The organism is Burkholderia sp. AU30280 (genome assembly GCF_020420125.1).
Classification (GTDB): Bacteria; Pseudomonadota; Gammaproteobacteria; order Burkholderiales; family Burkholderiaceae; genus Burkholderia.
On sequence record NZ_JAIZRY010000026.1, the window covers coordinates 13,494 to 36,229 of the forward strand.

Annotated in this window: 21 protein-coding genes and 1 riboswitch; of the genes, 10 read left to right on the top strand and 11 right to left on the bottom strand. The window is 65.8% G+C overall.

All coding sequences use genetic code 11. The annotated features are described in order from the left end of the window. Nucleotides 1–20: 20 nt before the first annotated feature. The 3 genes from LGN17_RS35510 to LGN17_RS35520 all read right to left on the bottom strand — a co-directional run bounded on the left by LGN17_RS35510 (nt 21) and on the right by LGN17_RS35520 (nt 4,243). On the bottom strand, nt 21–1,697 hold the full coding sequence (locus LGN17_RS35510) for a S10 family peptidase (protein ID WP_226201444.1): 1,677 nt from the start codon (nt 1,695–1,697) through the stop codon (nt 21–23). Between the two features lie 75 nt (nt 1,698–1,772). Next, nucleotides 1,773–3,368, bottom strand: coding sequence for a protease pro-enzyme activation domain-containing protein (locus LGN17_RS35515; RefSeq protein WP_226201445.1), 1,596 nt, complete (start codon nt 3,366–3,368; stop codon nt 1,773–1,775). A gap of 248 nt (nt 3,369–3,616) precedes the next feature. Beyond that, entirely contained in the window at nt 3,617–4,243 is a 627-nt protein-coding gene (locus LGN17_RS35520; RefSeq protein WP_226201446.1) for a LysE family translocator, read from the bottom strand. A gap of 134 nt (nt 4,244–4,377) precedes the next feature. Between LGN17_RS35520 and LGN17_RS35525 the strand changes: the two genes are divergently transcribed. Then, the gene (locus tag LGN17_RS35525; protein WP_226201447.1) at nt 4,378–4,842 is read left to right on the top strand and encodes an Lrp/AsnC family transcriptional regulator; all 465 of its coding nucleotides are present in this window, start codon (nt 4,378–4,380) and stop codon (nt 4,840–4,842) included. Nucleotides 4,843–4,968: 126 nt separating this feature from the next. Here LGN17_RS35525 and LGN17_RS35530 read toward each other — a convergent pair whose 3' ends face one another. Next, nucleotides 4,969–5,880, bottom strand: coding sequence for a LysR family transcriptional regulator (locus LGN17_RS35530; RefSeq protein WP_175954932.1), 912 nt, complete (start codon nt 5,878–5,880; stop codon nt 4,969–4,971). 139 nt (nt 5,881–6,019) lie between these two features. Between LGN17_RS35530 and speB the strand changes: the two genes are divergently transcribed. Then, nucleotides 6,020–6,976, top strand: a complete 957-nt coding sequence (speB, locus tag LGN17_RS35535) for an agmatinase (RefSeq protein ID WP_175954891.1) — start codon at nt 6,020–6,022, stop codon at nt 6,974–6,976. A gap of 54 nt (nt 6,977–7,030) precedes the next feature. Then, nucleotides 7,031–8,356 carry an MFS transporter gene (locus tag LGN17_RS35540; RefSeq protein WP_226201448.1) on the top strand — a complete coding sequence of 442 codons (1,326 nt, stop codon included), beginning with the start codon at nt 7,031–7,033 and terminating at the stop codon, nt 8,354–8,356. Between the two features lie 165 nt (nt 8,357–8,521). On the opposite strand, the gene LGN17_RS35545 is transcribed toward LGN17_RS35540, so the two are convergent. The 3 genes from LGN17_RS35545 to metE form a co-directional block, all read right to left on the bottom strand. Continuing rightward, nucleotides 8,522–8,749, bottom strand: a complete 228-nt coding sequence (locus LGN17_RS35545) for an epoxyqueuosine reductase QueH (RefSeq protein WP_413227070.1) — start codon at nt 8,747–8,749, stop codon at nt 8,522–8,524. Continuing rightward, on the bottom strand, nt 8,746–9,018 hold the full coding sequence (locus tag LGN17_RS35550; protein ID WP_208457817.1) for a hypothetical protein: 273 nt from the start codon (nt 9,016–9,018) through the stop codon (nt 8,746–8,748). Before LGN17_RS35550 ends, LGN17_RS35545 begins: the two co-directional genes overlap by 4 nt. A gap of 221 nt (nt 9,019–9,239) precedes the next feature. Continuing rightward, on the bottom strand, nt 9,240–11,534 hold the full coding sequence (gene metE / locus LGN17_RS35555) for a 5-methyltetrahydropteroyltriglutamate--homocysteine S-methyltransferase (protein ID WP_226201449.1): 2,295 nt from the start codon (nt 11,532–11,534) through the stop codon (nt 9,240–9,242). Between the two features lie 128 nt (nt 11,535–11,662). Here metE and LGN17_RS35560 point away from each other — a divergent pair, with 128 nt between their 5' ends. After that, nucleotides 11,663–12,571, top strand: a complete 909-nt coding sequence (locus tag LGN17_RS35560) for a LysR substrate-binding domain-containing protein (protein WP_226201450.1) — start codon at nt 11,663–11,665, stop codon at nt 12,569–12,571. Nucleotides 12,572–12,593: 22 nt separating this feature from the next. Here the strand turns inward: LGN17_RS35560 and LGN17_RS35565 are convergent, their stop codons facing one another. Both LGN17_RS35565 and LGN17_RS35570 read right to left on the bottom strand, forming a co-directional pair. After that, on the bottom strand, nt 12,594–13,316 hold the full coding sequence (locus LGN17_RS35565; RefSeq protein ID WP_226201451.1) for a CbtA family protein: 723 nt from the start codon (nt 13,314–13,316) through the stop codon (nt 12,594–12,596). Between the two features lie 13 nt (nt 13,317–13,329). Further along, on the bottom strand, nt 13,330–13,539 hold the full coding sequence (locus LGN17_RS35570; protein WP_011353973.1) for a CbtB domain-containing protein: 210 nt from the start codon (nt 13,537–13,539) through the stop codon (nt 13,330–13,332). Nucleotides 13,540–13,571: 32 nt separating this feature from the next. Then, nucleotides 13,572–13,714: riboswitch (cobalamin riboswitch) on the bottom strand. A gap of 45 nt (nt 13,715–13,759) precedes the next feature. On the opposite strand from LGN17_RS35570, the gene LGN17_RS35575 reads away from it, so the two are divergent. The 3 genes from LGN17_RS35575 to LGN17_RS35585 all read left to right on the top strand — a co-directional run bounded on the left by LGN17_RS35575 (nt 13,760) and on the right by LGN17_RS35585 (nt 17,176). Beyond that, nucleotides 13,760–14,347 (top strand): histidine phosphatase family protein, encoded by a 588-nt coding sequence (locus tag LGN17_RS35575; protein ID WP_226201452.1) that lies wholly within the window; start codon nt 13,760–13,762, stop codon nt 14,345–14,347. A gap of 197 nt (nt 14,348–14,544) precedes the next feature. Beyond that, complete coding sequence (locus LGN17_RS35580) at nt 14,545–16,137, top strand: inorganic phosphate transporter (RefSeq protein ID WP_226201453.1); 1,593 nt, start codon at nt 14,545–14,547, stop codon at nt 16,135–16,137. A 295-nt stretch (nt 16,138–16,432) separates the two neighbouring features. Beyond that, nucleotides 16,433–17,176, top strand: a complete 744-nt coding sequence (locus LGN17_RS35585) for a 2OG-Fe(II) oxygenase (RefSeq protein ID WP_226201454.1) — start codon at nt 16,433–16,435, stop codon at nt 17,174–17,176. A 276-nt stretch (nt 17,177–17,452) separates the two neighbouring features. On the opposite strand, the gene LGN17_RS35590 is transcribed toward LGN17_RS35585, so the two are convergent. Continuing rightward, a complete protein-coding gene (locus LGN17_RS35590; protein ID WP_226201455.1) occupies nt 17,453–18,877 on the bottom strand; it encodes a DHA2 family efflux MFS transporter permease subunit in 1,425 nt (474 codons plus the stop codon). Between the two features lie 579 nt (nt 18,878–19,456). On the opposite strand from LGN17_RS35590, the gene LGN17_RS35595 reads away from it, so the two are divergent. Genes LGN17_RS35595 through LGN17_RS35605 form a run of 3 tightly spaced genes read left to right on the top strand, consistent with a single transcriptional unit; the run spans nt 19,457 to nt 22,186 of the window. Continuing rightward, complete coding sequence (locus LGN17_RS35595) at nt 19,457–20,371, top strand: alpha/beta fold hydrolase (protein WP_226201456.1); 915 nt, start codon at nt 19,457–19,459, stop codon at nt 20,369–20,371. A gap of 31 nt (nt 20,372–20,402) precedes the next feature. Continuing rightward, nucleotides 20,403–21,458: a sensor histidine kinase gene (locus tag LGN17_RS35600; protein ID WP_226201457.1), complete on the top strand. Its 1,056-nt coding sequence runs from the start codon at nt 20,403–20,405 to the stop codon at nt 21,456–21,458. Next, the gene (locus LGN17_RS35605) at nt 21,455–22,186 is read left to right on the top strand and encodes a LytR/AlgR family response regulator transcription factor (protein WP_226201458.1); all 732 of its coding nucleotides are present in this window, start codon (nt 21,455–21,457) and stop codon (nt 22,184–22,186) included. The genes LGN17_RS35600 and LGN17_RS35605 overlap by 4 nt, the downstream gene beginning before the upstream one ends. On the opposite strand, the gene LGN17_RS35610 is transcribed toward LGN17_RS35605, so the two are convergent. Beyond that, a complete protein-coding gene (locus LGN17_RS35610) occupies nt 22,163–22,432 on the bottom strand; it encodes a hypothetical protein (RefSeq protein WP_226201459.1) in 270 nt (89 codons plus the stop codon). The genes LGN17_RS35605 and LGN17_RS35610 overlap by 24 nt on opposite strands. Nucleotides 22,433–22,736 lie beyond the last annotated feature (304 nt).

Genomic DNA, 22,736 nt, shown 5'->3' on the forward strand with positions numbered 1-22,736 from the left:
CAACCAAACGACGGGCAACGCTACGCGTGCCCGCCCGTCTTCTTCGCCTGCAGCGCGCGAATCCGCATCCGCGCGCCCGTATCGCTGACCGTCGCGTCGTACATCGCCGCGAGATCGCGCTTGAGCGCGGTACGCGAGCCGCCGTCGAGATACACCATGTGCCCCGACGGATAGAAACGCGCGGACAGGTTCTGCCGCACCTTCGGATCCTCGAGCGGCATCTGCTGCAGGTCGATCACGGTCTGGTAGAACGGCGTGACGAAATCGTAGAGGCCGTTCGCCGACAGCACCTTCAGGTCGACGTTCAGCGCCATCACCGCCGCGAGATCGCCGGCCGTATAGAGGATCACGTTCCCCTGCGCGTCGATGCCCTGCTGCGCGCCGGTCGGGTCGATGTGACTGAAATCCCAGTTCTGGAACGCCTGGTCGTTCAGGTCGGTGAACGCGGAATTCGACGTGAACTTCAGCTGCTCGTTCAGGTAGCTGTTCCACATCGCCGTATAGACGCCCGTCACGGCAGTCATCGTCGGATCGTTGCCGCCCGAGTTCGGGTCGATCTTGCCGGCGATACCCGACGAGATCCCGGTCACGCGGCCGTCGTACGAGCCGAGCGCGAGCCCCTGCGCATGCAGCAGCGTCGTCAGGAACAGTGAATTGCCGCGCGCGTCGTAGCCGGCGATGTTCAGACTCCACGATTGCAGCGTCGCCGTATCGATGCCCGTGTATTGCGACAGCTTCTGCACGGCCGCCGGGTCCGCATGCGGGACCGTGCGCAACGCGTTCAGGTAGTCGGTGCGCGCGAACTGCGCGACTTCCTCGACGAACGCGCCGAGATCCGTCGGCGCCGGCGTGACACCGAGTTTCTTGTGATACCACGCATCGGCCGCCGCGGTCGGCAGCGCGCCGACCGGGTTGCCGGCCTGCCGGTAGTCCAGGATCGACGACTGCAGCGTGACGCCGTTCAGGTCGACGCCGTCCTCGTGCAGCTTGTACGCGAGCACGCAGCTGCGCGCGGTGCCGTACGATTCGCCGAACAGGTACTTCGGCGAATTCCAGCGGTTGTTCTTCGTCAAGTAGCGCTTGATGAACTGCTTCAGCGAATCCGCGTCCTGGTCGACGCCCCAGAAATTGCGATTCTTGTTCGGCGCGACCGCTGCCGAATAGCCGGTGCCGACCGGGTTGATGAACACCAGGTCGCTGTGGTCGATCATGCTGTCCGGGTTGTCTTCCATCTGGTACGGCGCAGGCGGCGTGAAGCCCGGCATCGACGTCTTGATGCGCTTCGGCGCGAACGAGCCGAGCAGCACGAACACCGACGACGAGCCCGGCCCGCCGTTATAGAAGAATGTCACGGGCCGCGTTTCCTCCTTCGCGCCGTCGGCCGTGAACGCGACGTAGAAGATCTTCGCGGCCGGCTGCGAACTGCTCGGGTCGACCGTCACGAGGTGGCCGGCCGTCGCCGTGTAGGCGATGCGCTTCCCGTCGATCAGGATCGTGTGATGCGTGATCGCGGCCGCCTCGGTCGTGTCGGTCACCGAATCGTCGGGGCCGTTGCCGTACGCGACCGGATCGAAGAACGGCTGGTCGCGCCCGTGGCTGAGCGCGACCGGATTGACGGTCGGCGGCACGCCATGCGAATTGTGGTCGCCGTGATGCAGCGGATACACGCCGCCGGAGGATGCGGAATCGATGCCCATCGTGCTGCTCCTGGAGGTGAGAAAAAGGCGCGGACAGGAAGCCCGCGCCATACGGAAAGACGTGTACCGCTGCCGTCAGCTCGACGGCTTGCGCGTCAGGATCGCCGCGAGCTGCGCGCCGTTCGGGCTGCCGAGGCCCGTGCACGCATCCCAGCCCTGCGCGGCCGCATACGTGCCGTTCGAGCCCTGCGTGATGTCGCGCAGCGCGCCCGGATTCTTGTAGAGCACCGGGTTGACCCAGCCGGCAGTCGCACCGTTCGCCGCCGCATTGATCCGCGCGATCAGCGCGGCCCACAGCGGCGCGACCGCGCTCGTGCCGCCCATCACCGTGGCCGTGCCCGCAATCGACACTTCGTAACCCGTCTGCGGCGACGCGTCGCCGGCAACGTCCGGCACGCCGCGCTTTGCGAGCGGCGCGCTGCTGCCGTCGGCGCGCGTGACGGTGAGCCCCTGCTGCCACGCCGGCAGGTCGAACAGCGTACTGACGCCGCCCCCGCCCGCGCCGCCGCCGGCGGCCTCGTCGTTCCACGCGACCTCGCTGCGAATGCCCTGCCCGGGCAGCGCGTCGAGCTGCGTGCCGCCGCAGCCGAGCACGTACGGGCTCGATGCCGGGAAGTCGACATGATCGGCGCCGTCCTGCAGACCGTCGCCCGAGCCGCTGTCGCCGGACGCCGCGCACACCGTGATGCCCTGCGCGGCCGCCGCCTGCAGCACGCGGTCGAACGCCTGAGCGGACTGCGCCTGCCAGATCGCCTCCGGGCCGCCCCAGCTGATCGAGATCACCGACGGCTTGTTGGTCGTATCGTTGACGGCCGCGTTGACGGCCTGGATGAAGCCCGCGTCGCTGTTCGGCGCGAAGTACACGACGATCTTCGCGGCCGGCGCGATCGCGCCGGCAATCTCGATGTCGAGCGCGACTTCGCCGTCCGGGCCGCTCGGGTCGCCGGTCGGCGTGTTGCGGCCGGTGCCGACGTTCACGTCGACGAGCGTCGGCGGCGTCGCGATGCCGAGCCCGCGGAAATACTGCTGGATGTCGGCCGCGCGGTAGCCGCCGCCGAGCTCGATGATCGCGATGCACTGCCCGGCGCCGTCGCCGGCCGGGAAGCCGTACAGCGATGCCAGTTGGATCGGGGTGAACGTGACGCCCGCCGCGCCGCCGCGCGCGGGCTTGAACGGCGGTCGCAGCCGGAAGTGCGGCCGCGCCTGTGGGCGGCTGTCGAGGCCGAGCACGGCCGTGACGGCATCGCCGAGATCGTCGGGCAGCGCGATCGGGCCCGAGCGGCCACGATACTGGCCGATCGATTGATGCTCGAAGCGCTCGAGCTTGACGCCGAACACGGCTTCGAACTGCTGGATCGTGCCGGACAGCACGACGACGCTTTCGACGGGATCGACGCGGTCGACCGTCAACTGGTGGCGACGTGCGAAGTCCTCGGCCTTGCGAATGTCGTCGGGATTGGCGGAAAAGCGTTGCGCGAAGGTTTCGCGCGACACCGGTTTCGCTTGCGCGTCGCCGGTGGCGAGCTGGTGAAGCAGCGTATCGAGTTGCCCTTCTTCCTGCCGCCGCAACATGATCGTGACGTGGATGCGTTCTGCCGGATCGCACGGGCCGAGGCACTTGGACTCGGGGACGATTCGGGGTTCACGGTCGGCGTGAAGATGCCTTGCCATGTTCAGACCCTCCTTGGTACCGCGTTGCACGGAACAGCCAGGAAATCGGACAGGGCCGGCGGGAGACGGTTCCGTTCGTTCGGTCGGGTTCGCTCAGCGCGAAGTAACAGGGAGTTTAGAACAGTCGGACGATTTGCGCGCACGCCCTTCTGCGACGGGGCGCAAGCCAGGGCCGGCGGTGCGCGCGGCTTCCATCGGGTGCGGCGACGCGCCGCGCGGCCTGCGCAGGCGCGACGCCGCATCGGCACTCAGTCCATCGACAGCCGCAGCGCAAAGCCGATCAGCGCCGCGGAAAACGTCCAGCGCTGCACCGTCTGCGCGAGCGGATGCGCGCGCATCCACGCGGCGATCCGCGATGCGCCGAACACGCACGCGAGGTCGAAGCACACGCCGGCCGCCACCAGCAACGCGCCCAGCTCGAACATCTGCAACACGACCGGGCCGGCCACGGGGCGCACGAACTGCGGCAGCAGCACCGAGCAGAACAGCAGCGCCTTCGGGTTCAGCAGGTTGGTGAGCAAGCCCTTCACGAACGACTGGCGCAGCTCGCCCGCCGTCGCCGCGGCGTCGCCATCGCCGAGCGCGAACACGGGGGAACGGAACACCTGGATCGCAACATACGCGAGATAGAGCGCGCCGCCGTAGCGGATCACTTCGTACAGCCACGGCGCGCTGCGGATCAGCGCCGCGACGCCGCAGGCGGACAGCGTCACGTGCGCGGTCCGCGCGAGCGACAGGCCGGCGGCCGCCGCCATCCCCGGCCGCACGCCGCGGCCGATGCTGGTCTGCAGCACCAGCGCCATGTCCGGCCCCGGCACCGCATAGATGGCTGCCAGCGCGGCGAGATAAATCAACAGCAAATGCGTGGAAATCATGGTCTGCCCCTCTCCTCTTACGGCGATATGTTGCCGCCAGCGGGCGAGGGATTATTGGCCATCTTTGGTCCAGAATTGGCGATCTATAGGGGAATCCGCCACAATCATCGAATCTTCACCAGGAATCCGCCAACATGATCGAACTCGACAAAACCGACCGCGCCATCCTTGCCGCGGTGCAGCGCGACGGCCGCCTGCCGATCGCCCGCCTCGCCGACACCGTGGGCCTCTCCGAGACCCCTTGCGCGCGACGCCTGAAGCGTCTCGAAAACGACGGCTACATCGAGCGCTACCGCGCGCAGCTGTCGCGCCAGGCGCTCGGTTTCGGCGTCGTTGCATTCGTGCTCGTGCGGTTCGCGACGCACGACCGCAAGACCGCCGACCGCTTCGAGCGGGAGGTGCTCGGCATCGAGCGGATCCTGGCGTGCCACAACGTGGCGGGCACCGCCGACTATCTGTTGCAGGTCGTGGCGCGCGACCTCGACGACTACGGCACGTTCCTGCGCGAATCGCTGCGGATGCTGCCGGGCGTGACGTCGATCGAATCGGCGCTGTCGCTGCGCGAGGTCAAGCATGACGCGGGGTTGCCGGTGCCGTGATGCCGGCGGGTGGGCGGTGCGCGCAAGCCGCACCCGACGCCCGATCCATCACTTCGACGCCGATCGATGTGGGCCGCGTCGGGCCACGCCGCTGCAACACTCGTTCACAGTGTTGAGGCCGGCGGCCTATGCGATGTCGGGCGGCTGGTGCGCGCGTTCGAGATCCTCGAGAAACGCATCCACGAGCGGATTGCCGCGCCCGTTGCGCGCGACGACCATGTGGAACGTCACGTCGTAGCGCAGTTGCTCCGGATTGAGCGGCGCGAGCAGCCCCTGCGCGACGTACGGCGCGGCAAAGTGCTGCGGCAGGTAGCCGAGGTGGTGGCCGGACAGGATCAGCAACGCGACGGCCTCCATGTTGTCGGCCGTCGCGGTCACGCGATCGGGCGTCGTCGACATCTGCGCCTCGGGCAGTGGATACGAGCGCCACGCCCATTCGAAGCCCGCGACGTCGGCCGGCGTCAGCGCGCCGGCGCCGTCGAACAGCGGATGGCCGCGGCCGCAGTACGCGACCTGGCGCTCGATGAACAGCGGCGTGTAGTGCAGCGACGGCACCCGGTGCCAGAAATAGCCGACCGCGATCTGGATCTCGTCGCTCAGCAGCTTCTCCTCGAGATCGCCCGGCGCGCGCACGGAGATCGAGAAACGCACGGCCTCGTCGCGGGTGCGGAACGCGGCGATCGCCTCGGCGATCCGCGCGTTCTGGCTCACCGGCGTATGGCCGATCAGGCCGATATTCAGCGTGCCGACCAGTTGACGATCCATGTGCCGCGCGGCCATCCCGAATTCATCGAGCGCCGCGAGCAGCTTGCGGCTCATCGCGTGGAAGCGCTCCCCCTTCGGCGTGAGGCGGAAACCGCTGCGGCCGCGCTCGCAGAGCCGGTAGCCGAGCCGCGTCTCGAGCGACGAAAGCTGTGCGCTGATCGTCGACTGCCCGACGTTCAGCACGGCCTGCGCGGCCGATACGCCGCCTGCGTCCGTGACCGCGAGAAACACGCGGATCAACCGCAGATCGAGGGTCGACAGATTCCCCAGCACACTCATCCCCTTCCATACATCGATGAGAATCGATGTTTACGTCGATATCTTCGCATTCTTCTTTGCAGGCGGAGCGCGTAAAACTGTGCGCCAAGCCGCGTCGCATGATACGGCAACCCCACATCGGAAGAGACAGCCCATGAACGACCACCCCCATTTCCAGCCGCTCGGCGGCAATGAAATGCCGCGCTGCGGCGGCATCGCGACGATGATGCGCCTGCCGCACGTGGCGAGCGCCGAAGGCCTCGACGCCTGTTTCGTCGGCGTGCCGTTCGATCTCGGCACCTCCAACCGTACCGGCGCACGCTTCGGCCCGCGCCAGATCCGCACCGAATCCGTGCTGCTGCGCCCGTACAACATGGCCACGCGCGCAGCCCCCTTCGATTCGCTGCAGATCGCCGACATCGGCGACGTCGCGATCAATCCGTACAACCTGCACGATTCCATCGCACGCATCGAAGCCGCGTACGACGCGATCCTCGAGCACGACTGCAAGCCGATCACGCTCGGCGGCGACCATACGATCGCGCTGCCGATCCTGCGCGCGATCCATCGCAAGCACGGCAAGGTTGCATTGATCCACGTCGATGCACACGCCGACGTGAACGACACGATGATGGGCGAAAAGATCGCGCACGGCACGCCGTTCCGCCGCGCGGTCGAGGAAGGCCTGCTGCACGGCGACAAGGTCACGCAGATCGGCCTGCGCGGCACCGGCTACGCGGCCGAGGATTTCGACTGGTGCCGCGAGCAGGGCTTCCGCGTCGTCCAGGCGGAGGAATGCTGGAACAAGTCGCTCGCGCCGCTGATGGAAGAAGTGCGCGAGCGCGTGGGCGATACGCCCGTCTACATCAGCTTCGACATCGACGGCATCGATCCGGCCTACGCGCCGGGCACCGGCACGCCGGAAATCGCGGGCCTCACGGTGCCGCAGGCGCTCGAGATCATCCGCGGCGCGAAGGGGCTGAACATCGTCGGCTGCGATCTCGTCGAAGTCGCGCCGCCGTACGACCCGTTCGGCACCACGGCGCTGCTCGGCGCGAACCTCGCGTACGAGCTGCTGTGCGTGCTGCCGGGCGTCGCGTACCGCGACTGATCCGCGCGCCGCCGCCTATTCCAAATCAAAGGATTCAGAGGAGCACAAATCAAGATGGGGACTTCCGTCAAGCAACCCAAGCGGGCGGCGCTCGCGTCGTTCGTCGGCACCACGATCGAGTGGTACGACTTCTATAGCTACGCGACCGCCGCCGCCATCGTGTTCGGGCCGCTGTTCTTTCCCGGCGAAAACCGCTTCGTCAGCCTGCTCGCATCGTTCGGCTCGTTCGCGGTCGGCTTCTTCGCACGGCCGCTCGGCGGCGTGATGTTCGGCTACCTCGGCGACCGCTTCGGCCGCAAGCGTTCACTGCTCGCGACGCTGATGCTGATGGCCGTGTCGACGGTCGCGATCGGCCTGCTGCCGACCCATGCGCAAGCCGGCGTGATTGCACCGATCCTGCTCGTGCTGATGCGCGTGCTGCAAGGCATCGCGGTCGGCGGCGAATGGGGCGGCGCGGTGCTGCTCGCGGGCGAGCATGCGCCGGAAGGCAAGCGCACGTTCTTCGCGTCGTTCGCGCAGCTTGGCAGCGCGAGCGGCCTGATCCTGTCGATGCTCGCGTTCGGCGCGATCAGCACGCTGTCGAAGGAAGACATGATGAGCTGGGGCTGGCGCGTACCGTTCCTCGCGAGTTCCGTACTGCTGATCGTCGGCTTCGTGATCCGCGCGAGCGTGTCCGAATCGCCCGAGTTCGAGGAAGTCAAGAAGAGCGGCAACATCGCGCAAAAACCGCTGCGGGAAGCGCTCAAGTACTGGCCGCTGCTGCTGCTCGCCATCGGTGCGAACGTGTACGGCATCGCCGGCGTGTACTTCAGCAACATCTTCATGATCAGCTATGCGACGCAGTTCCTGTCGCTCGACCGGTCGATGGTGCTGCATTGCATGACGATCGTCGCCGTACTGCAGTTCGTCGTGCAGCTCGCGGCCGCGTTCCTCGCGCAGCGTTTCGGCACCACGCGCGTGCTGCTGATCACCGGCGCATGGGCCGCGATCGTCCCGTTCGTCATGCTGCCGCTCGTGCACATGAGCACGCCGCTGTCGATCACCGTCGGCGTCGGCCTCGCGACGCTCGCGGAATCGGGCTACTACTCGGTGGTCGCGGGCTTCGTCAGCGGCATCTTCGTCGCACGCATCCGCTACACGGCGATCTCGATCGCGTACCAGGTGTGCGGCGCGCTGGCCGGCGGCCTCACGCCGCTCGTCGCGACCATCATCGCGCAGAACACCGCGCCGCAATGGTGGCCGCTCGCGCTCCAGTACACGAGCGCCGCGATCCTGTCGTCGCTGTGCGTGTGGCTGATTTCGCGCCGCGTGAGCATCGACGATGCGGGCGCGCCGCGCAAGACGGCCGACACGTTGCCGCACGCAGCTCGCACCGCGTAACGCACATAAACACCGGGCTGGCCGCTTCGCCCGCCCGCGTCTCATGCAAAAAAAGCGGCCTTCGTTGAAGGCCGCTTCTTCTTTGCCCGACTCCGGCCGCCACGCGCCCGTCTTTCCGGCTACACCGCGTTCAGCCTTCCTCGCCGCCCTCCGGCGCGTCCGCGCCTAATACATCACGCCGCCCCGGATCGGTTCACGACCGTTCGACTTGCGCTGCAGGTTGGCGTCGCGCGGCGAATACGTGCATCCGCAGTACGCCTGCCGATAGAACGTCTCGCGTTGGCTGACCTCGATCATGTGCGCCGAACCACCGCCCGTGCGCCAGTTGTATTCCCCGTCCTCGCTGTAGCCACCGGGCCGCGAAAGCGGTTTGCGTTTGTCGACGGTCGTCATGTTCGCTCCGTACCGAATACGGTATTCAGAATGACGGCGCGCATCGCGCCGTCCGCCTGCTCGGCGCGCGCTTGCGCCGCACCGAGATCCGGTGAATCGCGATCGGTATCAATCAGAGTCGCCTGCGCATCGTCGCTTGCGATCCATGCGCTGGCCATGTCACGCAGCATCGCCCGGTCGGTACGCAGCAGCCGGCTCACGACCACCCGGCCGATTTCCTCGTAGATCGCCCAGCAATCGTCGCTGCCGTCCTCGAGCGCCTTCAGCAATCGGTCGATTGCGTCGTTCGCGGCCTGGCTCATGATGCGCTTCTCCCATCCGAATGAACAAGCCGGCCGGCGTCCGATCCGACGCCGTCCCGCCCGCGATCGCCGCGCCGGATCATGATGTCGCGGCGACAATAGTGGAAACGACGCGTCCCGGCGCCTGCCCGGAACGGTCTCGACCGGTGCGACACCCACCGCCGGATCATCGATCCGCGCAGCGCGTGTTATTGCACCTGGTTGCGCAGCGTCTTCGCGGCGGCGACCATGTTCGTCAGCGCCGGAATCACTTCCGCCCACTGGCGCGTCTTCAGGCCGCAGTCCGGGTTCACCCATAGCCGCTCCGCTGGAATCCGCTCAGCCGCCTTCTTCATCAGGCCGACGATGTGCTCCTGCGTCGGAATGTTCGGCGAGTGAATGTCGTACACGCCCGGCCCGATTTCGTTCGGATACTTGAAGGTGTCGAATGCGTCGAGCAGTTCCATGTCCGAGCGCGACGTCTCGATCGTGATCACGTCCGCATCCATGTCGGCGATCGACGCGATGATGTCGTTGAACTCCGAATAACACATGTGCGTATGAATCTGCGTTTCGTCCTGCACGCCGTTCGCGGCGACGCGAAACGATTCGACCGCCCACTTCAGGTACTCGCCCCACTGCGCGCGGCGCAGCGGCAGCCCTTCGCGCAGCGCAGCCTCGTCGATCTGGATCACGCGCACACCGGCCTTCTCGAGATCGAGCACTTCCTCGCGGATCGCCAGCGCGAGCTGGTAGCACGACACCGAGCGCGGCTGGTCGTCGCGCACGAACGACCAGTTCAGGATCGTCACGGGGCCGGTCAACATGCCCTTCATCGGCTTGTTCGTCAGCGACTGCGCGTACGTGATCCATTCGACCGTCATCGCCTTCGGACGGCTGATGTCGCCGAACAGGATCGGCGGCTTCACGCAACGCGAACCGTACGACTGCACCCAGCCGAACTGGCTGAACGCGTAGCCGTCGAGTTGCTCGCCGAAGTATTCGACCATGTCGTTACGCTCGGCTTCGCCGTGCACGAGCACGTCGAGTTCGAGCGATTCCTGCTCGCGGACGCTGCGTTCGATCTCGGCCTGCATCGCCTTGCGGTAGCCGGCTTCATCGAGCGCGCCGGCCTTGAACCGGCTGCGGGCCTGACGGATTTCGCCGGTCTGCGGGAACGAGCCGATCGTCGTCGTCGGAAACGCCGGCAGGTTCAGGCGTGCCGACTGCTTCGGCGCGCGCTGCGGATAGGGGCTCACGCGGTTGCCGAGCTGCGCGTCCATCCGGGCGATCGCGGCCTTCACCGCCGGGTTGTTCACACGCGGCGAGTTGCGACGCGAATGGATCGCGGCGGCGTTCGCGGCCAGCGCATCGGCCACCTTGTCGCGGCCTTCGTTCAGTGCGGTCGCGAGCACCTTCAGCTCGTCGAGCTTCTGCAGCGCGAACGCGAGCCACGAGCGGATTTCCGCGTCGAGCTTCTCCTCGCTCGCGAGATCGACCGGCACGTGCAGCAGCGAGCACGACGGCGCAAGCCACAGGCGATCGCCCAGTTGCTTCGCGAGCGGCTCGAGCCAGTCGAGCGTCGCGTTCAGGTCCGTCTTCCAGATGTTGCGGCCGTTGATCGCGCCCACCGACAGCACCCGCTCGGCCGGCAGTTCACGTACCAGCGCGTCGACTTCGTCGCGTGCGTTGATCGCGTCGACATGCAGGCCGTCGACCGGCAGCGAGCTCGCGAGCGCCAGATTGCTCTGCAACTGGCCGAAGTACGTCGCGAGCAGCACCTTGATCCGGCGCGTTTCGAGCGCCGCGTACGCGGTCTTGAATGCTTGCTGCCATTCGTCGTCGAGTTCGGTGACGAGGATCGGTTCGTCGACCTGTATCCATTCGACGCCCTGCGCGGTCAGCGTGTCGAGCAGCGCGCCGTATACCGGCAGCAGCTTCGGCAGCAGCGCGAGGCGGTCGGAATCGTCCTTCGCCTTGCCGAGCCACAGGTACGTGACGGGGCCGATGATCACCGGCTTCGCGGCCACGCCCTGTGCCTGCGCTTCCGCCAGTTGCTGCAGCAGGCGCGACGGATCGAGCGAGAAGTTCGTGTCCGCGTGGAACTCCGGCACGATGTAGTGGTAGTTCGTATCGAACCACTTCGTCATTTCACCGGCCGCGACACCACCGCAGCACGCGGCATGTTCTTCCGCCGACTGCGCCGAACGGCCGCGCGCGACGCGGAAATAGTTGTCGAGCACGTCGCCGTGGAAGCCTTGCACGCGCTTCGGCAAGTTGCCAAGCGTGAAGCTCATGTCGAGCACCTGGTCGTAGAACGCGAAGTCGCCGACCGGGGCCAGGCCCAGGTCGCGCTGGTCGTTCCAGTGACGCCGGCGCAACTCGGCGCCGAGTGCCTTCAGCTCGTCGCGCGACGATTCGCCCTTCCAGTAGCGTTCGAGACCGAACTTGAGTTCGCGCTTCGCGCCGATGCGCGGAAAACCAAGGTTGTGGGTCGTGACCATGAGCTTCCGTCCAGAAGAGAAATTGAATGTCCGGGAGCCATGATAGGGATTTCAAATCATGAAATAAAATGGCATTATTTCATTCATCCATTAAAGTCATTCATGTTTCTGTTGCGCGAGCGAAATCCATGCTGGAACGATTCCATCTTGTCGTCATTCGTGAAGTCGAGCGCCAGGGCTCGCTGACTGCGGCCGCCAATACGCTGCACCTCACGCAATCGGCGCTCAGCCATACCGTCCGGAAAATCGAGCAGCAGCTCGGTACGCCGATCTGGAATCGGGAAGGTCGCGGCCTGCGGCTCACGCAGGGCGGGCAGTATCTGCTGAAGCTGGCGAACCGGCTGCTGCCGCAGTTCGAGCTCGCCGAGGAGCGGATGAAGCAGTACGCAAAGGGTGAGCGCGGCACGCTGCGCATCGGGATGGAGTGCCACCCGTGCTACCAGTGGCTCCTGAAGGTCGTGTCGCCGTACCTGTCGCGCTGGCCCGACGTCGACGTCGACGTGAAGCAGCGCTTCCAGTTCGGCGGCATCGGCGCGCTGTTCGGCTATGACATCGACGTGCTCGTGACGCCCGATCCGCTGAACAAGCCGGGCCTGCGCTTCGACCCGGTGTTCGACTACGAACAGGTGCTGGTGGTCGCCGATTCACACCGTTTTGCGAACGCCGAATACGTGACGCCGGAACAGCTCAACGACGAGGTCCTGATCACCTATCCTGTCGAAACCGACCGGCTCGACATCTACACCCAGTTCCTGACGCCGGCGGGCATCGTGCCGAAGCGGCACAAGTCGATCGAGACGACCGACATCATGCTGCAGATGGTGGCGAGCGAACGCGGCGTGGCCGCGCTGCCGAGATGGCTTGCCGACGAATACGCAGACCGGATGCCGGTCGTGCCGGTCAAGCTTGGCAAGAAGGGGATCGCGAAGCAGATCTTCCTCGGCATCCGTGAAGCGGATGAATCGATCGACTATCTGGCCGCGTTCGTCGCGCTGGCGCGCGAATCGACGAGGAGCGCGCCGCGCATGCTGCGCTAGGCGCCCCCCGTTGCCATGCGCGTCAGGCGGCGCGCATGCCGATGCGTTCGCCGCGCTCGACCCATGCGCCGAACAGCAGGCCGATCGTCGTCCACATGATCACCTGCATGCCGATCGCCGCGGCGCGGAACTTCCACAGGACGACGGCCGGGAAGGCGGCCGGCACCTCGTTGATCGACGGCAGCCCGAGTTGCACGGCCGCGATGATCGCGATGAACACGAGCCCCGCGACGATCGACGCGTTCCATTGCCCGAGCTTCGCCAGCAGGTGGCGGCGCACGTTGACCGAGAACACCATCGTCGCGATCGAGATCGCGATCATCAGGAAAAACAAGCCCGTGCGATAGCCGATCGTGTCGGGGTCGCCGACCGACGGCGGATTGGCCGGGTACTTGATGTTCGGCACGATCACGAGCGCGATGAACGCCGCCAGCGCGAGCCACGCGGCCAGCGGCCGCGCCGGGAGGCGGCTGCCTCGGCCATAGGCATACGCAAAGACCAGCGAGAACAGCCCGCCGAAGGCCGCGCCGTACGTGACGACGCCGGTCAGCAAGCCGATGCCGGCCTGCGTGTGGCGGCTTACCAGCTCGGGTTCCGGCGCGTCGCCCTTGGCGGCGTCGAGTTTTTCTTCAAAGGAGATTGCCTGATCGACTTGCGGTTCGCCGACGAGTTTGGCGAAACCGAACGTCAGGAGGCCTGCGGCGATGCCTGCGAGCATCCCGCGCATGAGCAGCTTTCCGACCATCGTGTACTCCGCGTCAGTGGCAGGGGAAGCCGAGCAGATGGCGGCCGTCGTGGACGAACTCGTGGACGTACATGCCCGGCACGAGCGACGTTGCCCCCTGTTCCGCGCCGACGAAATAAATCGCGAGCAACAGGATCAGGCCGACGAACACGGCCCACGGCAACAGTTCACGGACGGGGATGGGCGCCGGCACGACCGCCGGCTTCAGCACTGCTTCGCTCATGGATGCACCTCAGGGGAATCGCGCCCCGACAAATGTTGGATGGGTACGAAGGCAGGTCTGGCTTCCGGGATCATGGATCACCGGTTACAGTGGCGCGACCGCGCCGGAATTGAACCGGCTTCCGCGTTTCGTATCGGGCGAATTGTACGCGCGAACGTTCGCGTATTGAAGCGGCGCCAGGTGAACGAACACCCCCGTCCCGGATCATCCGAAAAACGACATGAACCAGCATGCCTCGCTGCGCCTGATCGCACACGCATCGACCCGGGCGATGCGTACCGGCGCGTTTCCCGACGACGATCCGCTCGACGCGCACGGGCTCGCCGAAGCCGCGGCGCGGCGCGACCGGTGGACAGGCATCACCGGCGCGCTCGTGCTGTGCAGCCCGGCCCGCTGCGCGGTGCAGACCGCCGATGCGCTCGGCCTGCATGCCGACATCGATGACGCACTGCGTGACATCGACTACCGAAACTGGCGCGGCAAGCGGCTGCACGACCTCGCGCGCGACTTTCCCGACGAATTGGGCGCGTGGATCGGCAATCCGTCCGCGTCGCCGCACGGCGGTGAATCGTTCGACGCAGCGATATGCCGCGTCGGCACATGGTTGAACGCGCTGCAACACCACCGCGACATCGTCGCCATCACGCACGCGCCGATCGTTCGCGCGGCCATCGCGCATGCGCTGCGGATGGATCCCGACGCGGCAACCCGCATCGACGTCGCACCGCTGTCGTGCACGACATTCGCCGCGTCACCGCACGGATGGATGTTGATCGCCGACGACGAGCGGCGCGACACCGCCACATAGCCTCCTGCCGTGTTGCGTTCGCGATATCGACCACGACACAAGCCGACGTGTCGTGTCGTGCCGCCATCACAATTGCAATTGCATGCCAACGCTCACCTTACGTCACTGTAAGACACATCGTTCGCACTCCCTGCTGTCATCAAACTGACTGCTAGCCGAAGCTAGGATCGGACGCGGTTCCCTTACGAGACACCGTCATGAATCAACCTGCTTCGTCTGCCCCGAACAATTCGGGTTCCGTCGAGCGCACCAGGCAGCTCGGCTTGGCCGTCTTCCTGCTGGTGCTCGCGATCGGTGCGATCTATATCGCCACGCACCTGATCGACGATCTGTCGCCGATGCGCGAAGGATCCCTGTTCCCGTACCTGATGCTCGGCGCCGCGCTGCTGATCGCGCTCGGCTTCGAATTCGTCAACGGCTTCCACGACACCGCGAACGCGGTGGCCACCGTGATCTATACGCACTCGCTGACGCCGAACGTCGCGGTGATCTGGTCCGGCCTGTGGAACTTCCTCGGCGTGATGATCTCGAGCGGCGCCGTCGCGTTCGGCATCCTGCAACTGCTGCCGGTCGAGCTGATCCTGCAGGTCGGCAGCGGCGCGGGCTTCGCGATGGTGTTCGCGTTGCTGATCGCCGCGATCGTGTGGAACCTCGCGACCTGGTATTTCGGATTGCCGTCGTCGAGCTCGCATACGCTGATCGGGTCGATCATCGGCGTCGGGCTGATGAATCAGCTGATGCACGGGCCATCCGGCACGAGCGGCGTCGACTGGGGCCAGGCGCTCGGCGTCGGCAAGTCGCTGCTGTTCTCGCCGATCGTCGGCTTCCTGTGCGCGGCGCTACTGCTGCTCGTGCTGAAAACCCTCGTGCGGATTCCCGAGCTGTACAAGGAGCCGCCGAAAGACCAGCCGCCGCCGTTCTGGATTCGTTGCCTGCTGATCCTGACCTGCACCGGCGTATCGTTCGCGCACGGCTCGAACGACGGGCAGAAAGGGATGGGCCTCATCATGCTGATCCTGATCGGCACGGTGCCGACCGCCTACGCGCTGAACAAGGCCGTCACGCCGGCCGAGACACAGACCTTCGTTGCGGTCGCGAACCAGGCAGCCGCGACGTTCGGGAAGTACACGAACGGCATCGCACCGTCCGCGAACCCGCGCGCCGACGTCGAGCTTTACGTCCAGCATCGCGAAATGACGCCGGCCGTGATCCCCGCCGTTCAGCAGTTGTCCACGTCGCTCGCGACCGCGGTCGGCGCGTCGGGCTCGATGGCGGCCGTGCCGCAGCGTGACGTCGACAACGTGCGCAACACGATGTATCTGGTGTCCGAAGCAATTCGCCTGATCGAAAAATCCGGCCAACCCGCGTTCGCTGCCGACGACAAGCTCGCAATCGACAACTATCGCAAACAGCTCGACCACGCGACCAAGTTCATTCCGACGTGGGTGAAGGTTGCGGTCGCGATCGCACTCGGCCTCGGCACGATGGTTGGCTGGAAGCGAATCGTCGTGACCGTCGGCGAGAAAATCGGCAAGCAGCACCTGACGTACGGACAGGGCGCATCGGCCGAACTCGTCGCGATGCTCACGATCGGCGCGGCCGACGTGTACGGATTGCCCGTGTCGACGACGCACGTGCTGTCGTCGGGCGTCGCAGGCACGATGGCGGCGAACGGATCGGGCCTGCAATGGGGCACGGTGCGCAGCCTCGTACTGGCGTGGGTGCTGACGCTGCCCGCGTCGATCGTACTTGCCGGCGGGCTCTATTGGCTGTTCCGGTCGGTGGTGTAAGCGGTGATTCGGCGGGTGGCCGGCAGGAGCCGGCTACCTGCTGCAGAAGATTCGGCCCTCGCTTCTCCGCTTCTCCCATTCGACTCGTCGAGGCACCCGGTGCGTCCATGCCGTCGCGAGCGCTCGCCCTCTTCCTTTCCCGAATTGAAGCGCAAGATCCGGAGCGCGCCGGTGCATGGACATCCGTAGACTGGGCTCATCAACATTTACCGTGGACTCAACCGTGCGAACGACGTTGCCGAAGCATTTCGCGCGACTGCATGGCGCCACATTGCCGACGAACCGAGGGACGCCCGTGAACATCGCCGACCTGCAACCTGCCGTCGAATCGCCGGAAATCGCGCAACGCGTCGACGCGATCGACTGGACGACTGTCGATGCCGATCTCGATCGCCACGGATGCGCGCGCGTGGAGGGCCTGATCTCGGCAAGCGAATGCGCGACGATCGCGTCGCTCTATCCGCGCGATGCGCTCTATCGCTCGCGCGTCGTGATGGCACGGCACGGGTTCGGGCGCGGCGAATACAAGTATTTCGCATATCCGCTCCCGGCGATCATCGCCGAGCTGCGTGCGACGACCTACCCGCATCTCGCGCCAATCGCGAATCGCTGGAACAAGGCGCTCGGGATCGACATCCGCTATCCGGCAGACCACGCGACCTTCCTCGATCGCTGCCACGCAGCGGGACAGACACGACCGACGCCGCTGATCCTGCAATACGGCGCCGACGACTACAACTGCCTCCATCAGGACCTGTATGGCGAGCACGTCTTTCCGCTCCAGGTCGCGATCCTGTTGTCGGCGCCGGGCCGCGATTTCACCGGCGGGGAATTCGTGCTGACGGAACAGCGGCCACGCATGCAGTCGCGCGCGGAAGTGGTGCCGCTGACGCAAGGCGACGCCGTCATCTTCGCCGTGCACGGCAGGCCCGTGCAGGGAACGCGCGGCGTCTATCGCGTCAACCTGCGCCACGGCGTCAGCCGGATTCGGAGCGGCCATCGCCACACGGTCGGCATCATCTTCCATGACGCACAGTGACGGCGATCGGGACGAGCACGACGCTGTCATGCCATCCGTCACAGCGGCGGATTCGGGCGGGAAATGCTGCACATCCGACGTGCCAATCGCGCGCGATCGATCAGGACGCTTCGCGGATGGGCATCACGACGCGATCAGTTCATTCACCCGCTGTGACAGATGACCGTTTTCGCCTCCCTTCGGCGCATCGCCGCACGACGGATCGACGTTTCAGGTGAGTGACGTCGAGCCGGAACACTCACCTGTCGCAGCACAAAATCGGCGTGAAACCCGGGCCTATCCGCGCGCGACATTTGCTCGCAGCCGGTCGCCCGCATCGGAGGCAAGACGTGCGTAGCCCGGCAACGTCAGCAACGCGAGCACGCCCGCCGCGACGAACGCCCAGCGGAAATCGTCAAGCACGTAGTGCATGCCGACCGCATCGCCACGCACCAACGCCGCGAGTCGCAGCGACAACGCACCGAACGCGATGCCCATCCCGATCGTCATCTGCTGAGCAGCGCTCCATAGCGTGCTGGCCGCGCTTGTCTGCTGAGCCGGGATATCCGCATAGGCCAGCGTCGCGAGCGTCGTGAACTGCATCGACCGCGTCAGTCCGTAGACGAATACGACGAACAGCGTGATCGCCAAGGGTGTCGATGCGGTCAGCCAGCCGCATGCGATCGTGAAGAGGCCGACTATCGTCACGTCGACGAGTGCGACGCGCCGGAAGCCGAAGCGATCGAGAATCCACGACGTTCCCGCCTTCATCCCGAGATTGCCGAGCGCACTCGCGAGCAGCAGCAGGCCGGACTGGAACGGCGACAGCCCGAAACCGATCTGGAACAGCAGCGGCAGAAGGTACGGCACGGCATTGATGGCCATCCGTGTGATCGACCCGGTGATCACCGTCACCGAGAACGTCGGCACTTTCAATGTCGTGAAATCGAGCAACGGATGTGCGCAACGTCGCGCATGCCACCACGCGGCAATGCCGAACAGCACGCTCGCGCCCACCAGGACGGCCGCGCGCGTGAAGTGGACGTCCTGCTGACCGGCTGCTTCGGTGCCGATCAGCAAGCAGGTCAGCGCGCCCCCGGCGAGCACGAAGCCGCCCCAGTCGAGCGGCCGTTGCTCGTCGGCCCGCGTGTTCCGGACGATCAGCCAGGTGCAGACCAGTGCTGCAATGCCGAACGGGACGTTCAGCAGGAAGATCCATCGCCATGACGCATAGGTCGTGATGAAGCCGCCGATCGGCGGCCCGACGACGGGCGCGACGATGCCCGGCCACGTGATCGTCGCGATCGCACGCATCAGCTTCGCTTTCTCGGTACTGCGAACGACGATCATGCGCCCGACCGGCACCATCATCGCTCCGCCCACGCCTTGCAGCAGGCGCGCAGCCGTGAACGTCACGACGCCCTCGGACAACCCGCACAGCACCGATGCACCGGTAAAGACGACGATTGCACTGGCGAACACCGTACGCGAGCCAAAGCGGTCCGCGATCCAGCCGCTGATCGGGATGAACACAGCCAGCGCCAGCATGTAGGCGGTCATCCCGAGGCTCAGCGCGTTCGGCCCGACGCCGAACGAGCGCGCCATTTGCGGCAGCGCGGTCGCGATCACGGTCGTGTCGAGGTACTCCATGAAGAACGTTGCGGCGACAAGATACGGCAAGAAGTCGGTCGTCCGACCACCTTGGGCAGGGCTGTCAGTCATGAACGATGCGGGAGACGGAATATGGGGACACCGACCACCCGCGGTTGCCTGGAAGCGCCGGGAATCGGGACGAATGGCGATATTACCCCGAAGGGCTTGCACCCCGCTTTGTCAGGCCTGTCTCGTGAATGGACTTTATGCGCATAGATTTCCATGACGATTTGGGGCTGAGTTCGCTGTGTGCGCCGATGATCACATCGGCGCAACGTGTCGACGGATCAGTGGATGGCCCAGGAGGTCTTTCGCCAAGATGTATTAATTGACGGCCATTTTCTGAAAACATCGCTCATCGTCGGCCACTGCAGCACTGCCCATGGACGGATTGACGTTAGATGAGCACTCGGTGGCGTGCCGATTGATGTGAGGTAAAGGAGTGCGTGCCGGGAGATATTGGCAGCAAAGCGCTGTAGATCGCTCGAGAACAACGGAGGCCCGAGGCGGCGCATTCGACGCTATTCCGGTCCCGGCCTTTCGACCGCTCGCCCTTGCCAGCGGCCGTTGCTCCGAAATCACAATCGAGGCTTCACGACAAGCGCTACGCTGGCCGCATCCAGTGTTACCCATCCGCAAGGACAGACGATGAAGAACGCGATGAAGGCCCTGGCTCGACTGGCAATGGTCGGCATGGCGACGGCCGTGCTCGGCCCGGATCCGGCACACGCGGCCACCGATGCGGCGATGGTGCCGGGCAAGATACAGATCGAGGTGGTTGGCGGTGGCCGCCCTCTGTTGATGATCCCCGGCCTGAACAGCAGCGCCGAGGTCTGGCGCGATACCTGCGAGGCGCTGCAGCCGCAGGTGCAATGCCTGCTGGTGCAGTTGCCGGGCTTTGCCGGTGCGGCGGCGGGTCCGCGCCCGGCCGATTTTCTGTCGGCCATGCGCGACGAGCTGCTGTCTTATCTGCACGCGCGGCACTTGCGGAAGGTGGCTGTGGTCGGTCACAGCCTGGGTGGTGTGCTGGCGATGCAACTGGCACTGAAGGCGCCCGAGGCTGTGGGCCCGCTCGTGATCGTCGATTCGCTGCCGTTCTATGCGGCGGCCATGGATCCGCGGGTGAATGCGCAGAACGTAGCGACGATGGCCGGGCAACTACGCCGAGGCCTGCTCACGTCCGACGACGCCAGCTTCCGGACGCGCAACGATGCCACTGCCAGAACGCTGACCCGCAGCGCCAACCACCTGCCCGAACTGCAGCGCTGGGGCCGCGACACCGACCGCGCGACAATGGCCGATGCGATGTACTCGATGCTTGTGCACGATCTGCGCGACGATATCGCCGTCATCCACGCCCCCGTGCTGGTGCTGGGCGCCTGGGCGGCCTACCAGCCGTTCGGAGGCACCGAGGCTTCTATCCGGGCGGTGTTTCAGGCCCAGTATGCGAAGCTGCAGGGCGTGCAGATCGCGATGAGCGCGTACGGCTACCATTTCCTGATGTGGGATGATCCGCGCTGGCTGCAGGACCAGGTGCGTACCTTCCTGGCCGCACATCCCTGACGCTGTACGACTCTTTACCCGCAGACCTGCCATGCCCGTGGACGCAACGACTTCCTCCCGCCGCTTCTGGTCGCTCAACGCACTGGCGTGGGTGGCCTACGGCTTGTTCGGACTGTGGGCGGGCAGCCGCTTCACCGACGGCGAAGTCGTCAGCGGTGCGGTGTTGATCAGCTTGAGTCTGGCGATTTCGTTGTGGCTGTGCAGCGGTGCGCTGCGCTCGATGGCGTTGCGCCAGGGCTGGTGGAACGGCAGCCTGGGCAGCTTGGTGTTGAAGCTGACCGCCGGCGTGGTGGTCGGCACCAGCGTGGCGCAGGCAGTAACGGCGGCACTGCTGCTGCCGGCGCTAGCCCTGCGCTGGGTGCAACTGCGGGGCGGACATGCCGACTATCAGTTGTCGTCGGTGCTGGTGTACTGGATGAACACCGCGCTGGTTCTGCTGCTGTGGACGGGTCTGTGGGCTGGCCTGCACGGCCTGCGCCACGCCCGCCACAGCGAACTGGCTCGACTGCGTGCCGAGGCCGAGCGCAGCGCGCTGGAACGTGACGCATTGCGCGCTCGGCTTAACCCGCATTTCATGTTCAATGCCTTGAACAACCTGCGCGCGCTGATCCTGGAAGACCCCGAGCGTGCGCGCGATATGGCCACCCGTCTGTCCCGCACGTTGCGCCATGCGCTGGCCCACAACCGCAGCGAACAGGTAACGCTGGCCGAGGAACTCGCGGTGGTGGACGACTATCTGGCCATCGAGGCCATTCACTTCGAGCAGCGCTTGCGGGTGCGCAGGGACATCGCTGTCGGGGCCGGGCAGGCCCAGTTGCCGGCGATGGCGCTGCAGTTGCTGGTGGAGAACGCGATCAAGCATGGCATCGCCACTCGCCCGGGCGGTGGCGAAGTGCGTATCCGCGCCACGCTGGACGATGGCCTGCTGCGCCTGCAGGTGGACAATCCGATCGGCACGGGTAGCCCTGAAACCCATGGTCATGGTGTCGGCCTCGCCTACCTGCGCGCACAGCTAGGCACGCGCGGGCGCTTTGCCCTGCAGTCGGTGGAAGAGCGTATGCAGGCCATCGTGGAGATTCCGCAATGAGTGCACCGCTGCGCGTGTTGATCGTCGACGATGCGAGATTGGCGCGGCAGGAGCTGCGCACGTTGCTGTCGATGCTGCCATGGGTGGAATGCGTGGGTGAGGCCGATGACGTGCCGACTGCGCGCGATGCAATTGCCACGCTGGCACCGGACCTGGTGCTGCTGGATGTACAGATGCCTTCCGGCAGCGGCTTCGATGTACTGGAAGGGGTGGACACGGTGCCCGCCGTGGTGTTCGTCACCGCTTACGACACCTATGCCGTGCGCGCGTTCCAGGCCAACGCACTGGACTACCTGGTCAAGCCAGTGGAGGCGCCTCGCCTGCTGGAAGCGTTACAGCGCGCACGTCAGCGCGAGGCAAAGGCAGTCGAGGAGCCAATGCCGCGCACGATGCTGGGCGCGCAGGATCAGGTGTTCGTGCGCGAAGGCGAACGCTGCTGGTTCGTGGCGGTGTCCGAGATCCGCAGGTTGGTGGTGGACGGCAACTACACGCGACTGTGGTTCCGCGACCAGAATGCGCTGCTGACGCGCAGCCTGAGCGCGCTGGAGGCGCGGCTGCCGCCGGAACTGTTCTTCCGTGCGAACCGCAATACGCTGATCAACCTGCGGCGCATTCGTGGGGTCACGCCGAGCATCGGCGATGGCTATGACCTGACGCTGGATGACGGCGGCGAGGTGGAAGTGTCGCGACGGCAGGCGCGGGAACTACGCGAGCGGATGGCATTGTAGGAACTGCTGCAGTTTTGTGCTGACCGGGCTGGTCAGGTGCGGAAACCGGGGGCCGGTCAGGCGTGCCAAGCCCGCAGGTGAGTGTGCCTGCGCACGCGCATGGGCCGGCAAGTCCAGCCGGGGACAATCGTACAGATGACGAGCCAGCAGTGCGGCGCGTACTAGGCGGTTGTTAGCGATGTCCTGCAAGGGTTCACCTTCGAGCAGCATCTGGTCGATGGTGTTGCCGAACAAAGAACCTCGCATCCGATATATCGTGCTTGCGATACAGGTCTGCGAGTTTCATGCCCGCATCGGCCTCCGTCAGTCCCCGGTAATCTGCTCCTCGCTGAACCGCGACGGAGAGTTGCGGTTGAGATACGCGCAGGTCACGGGCGTTAGCCCGCCAACACGTCCGGCATGTGCTGCGCACGCCGTTCGCGCCGCGCCAATGCAAAAACCCCCGCCTTTCGGGCGGGGGTTTCTGGCTTAGGGAGCCTGACGATTACCTACTTTCACACGGGAATCCGCACTATCATCGGCGTAGAGTCGTTTCACGGTCCTGTTCGGG

Bases quoted from the DNA above. Each gene is read 5' to 3' on its own strand.
- LGN17_RS35510 (WP_226201444.1), bottom strand. From the start codon at position 1,697: ATGGGCATCGATTCCGCATCCTCCGGCGGCGTGTATCCGCTGCATCAC.
- LGN17_RS35560 (WP_226201450.1), top strand. From the start codon at position 11,663: ATGCTGGAACGATTCCATCTTGTCGTCATTCGTGAAGTCGAGCGCCAG.
- LGN17_RS35595 (WP_226201456.1), top strand. From the start codon at position 19,457: ATGAAGAACGCGATGAAGGCCCTGGCTCGACTGGCAATGGTCGGCATG.
- LGN17_RS35525 (WP_226201447.1), top strand. From the start codon at position 4,378: ATGATCGAACTCGACAAAACCGACCGCGCCATCCTTGCCGCGGTGCAG.
- LGN17_RS35540 (WP_226201448.1), top strand. From the start codon at position 7,031: ATGGGGACTTCCGTCAAGCAACCCAAGCGGGCGGCGCTCGCGTCGTTC.
- LGN17_RS35545 (WP_413227070.1), bottom strand. From the start codon at position 8,749: ATGACGACCGTCGACAAACGCAAACCGCTTTCGCGGCCCGGTGGCTAC.
- LGN17_RS35580 (WP_226201453.1), top strand. From the start codon at position 14,545: ATGAATCAACCTGCTTCGTCTGCCCCGAACAATTCGGGTTCCGTCGAG.
- metE (WP_226201449.1), bottom strand. From the start codon at position 11,534: ATGGTCACGACCCACAACCTTGGTTTTCCGCGCATCGGCGCGAAGCGC.
- speB (WP_175954891.1), top strand. From the start codon at position 6,020: ATGAACGACCACCCCCATTTCCAGCCGCTCGGCGGCAATGAAATGCCG.
- LGN17_RS35610 (WP_226201459.1), bottom strand. From the start codon at position 22,432: ATGCGAGGTTCTTTGTTCGGCAACACCATCGACCAGATGCTGCTCGAA.
- LGN17_RS35600 (WP_226201457.1), top strand. From the start codon at position 20,403: ATGCCCGTGGACGCAACGACTTCCTCCCGCCGCTTCTGGTCGCTCAAC.
- LGN17_RS35515 (WP_226201445.1), bottom strand. From the start codon at position 3,368: ATGGCAAGGCATCTTCACGCCGACCGTGAACCCCGAATCGTCCCCGAG.
- LGN17_RS35590 (WP_226201455.1), bottom strand. From the start codon at position 18,877: ATGACTGACAGCCCTGCCCAAGGTGGTCGGACGACCGACTTCTTGCCG.
- LGN17_RS35575 (WP_226201452.1), top strand. From the start codon at position 13,760: ATGAACCAGCATGCCTCGCTGCGCCTGATCGCACACGCATCGACCCGG.
- LGN17_RS35605 (WP_226201458.1), top strand. From the start codon at position 21,455: ATGAGTGCACCGCTGCGCGTGTTGATCGTCGACGATGCGAGATTGGCG.
- LGN17_RS35570 (WP_011353973.1), bottom strand. From the start codon at position 13,539: ATGAGCGAAGCAGTGCTGAAGCCGGCGGTCGTGCCGGCGCCCATCCCC.
- LGN17_RS35565 (WP_226201451.1), bottom strand. From the start codon at position 13,316: ATGGTCGGAAAGCTGCTCATGCGCGGGATGCTCGCAGGCATCGCCGCA.
- LGN17_RS35520 (WP_226201446.1), bottom strand. From the start codon at position 4,243: ATGATTTCCACGCATTTGCTGTTGATTTATCTCGCCGCGCTGGCAGCC.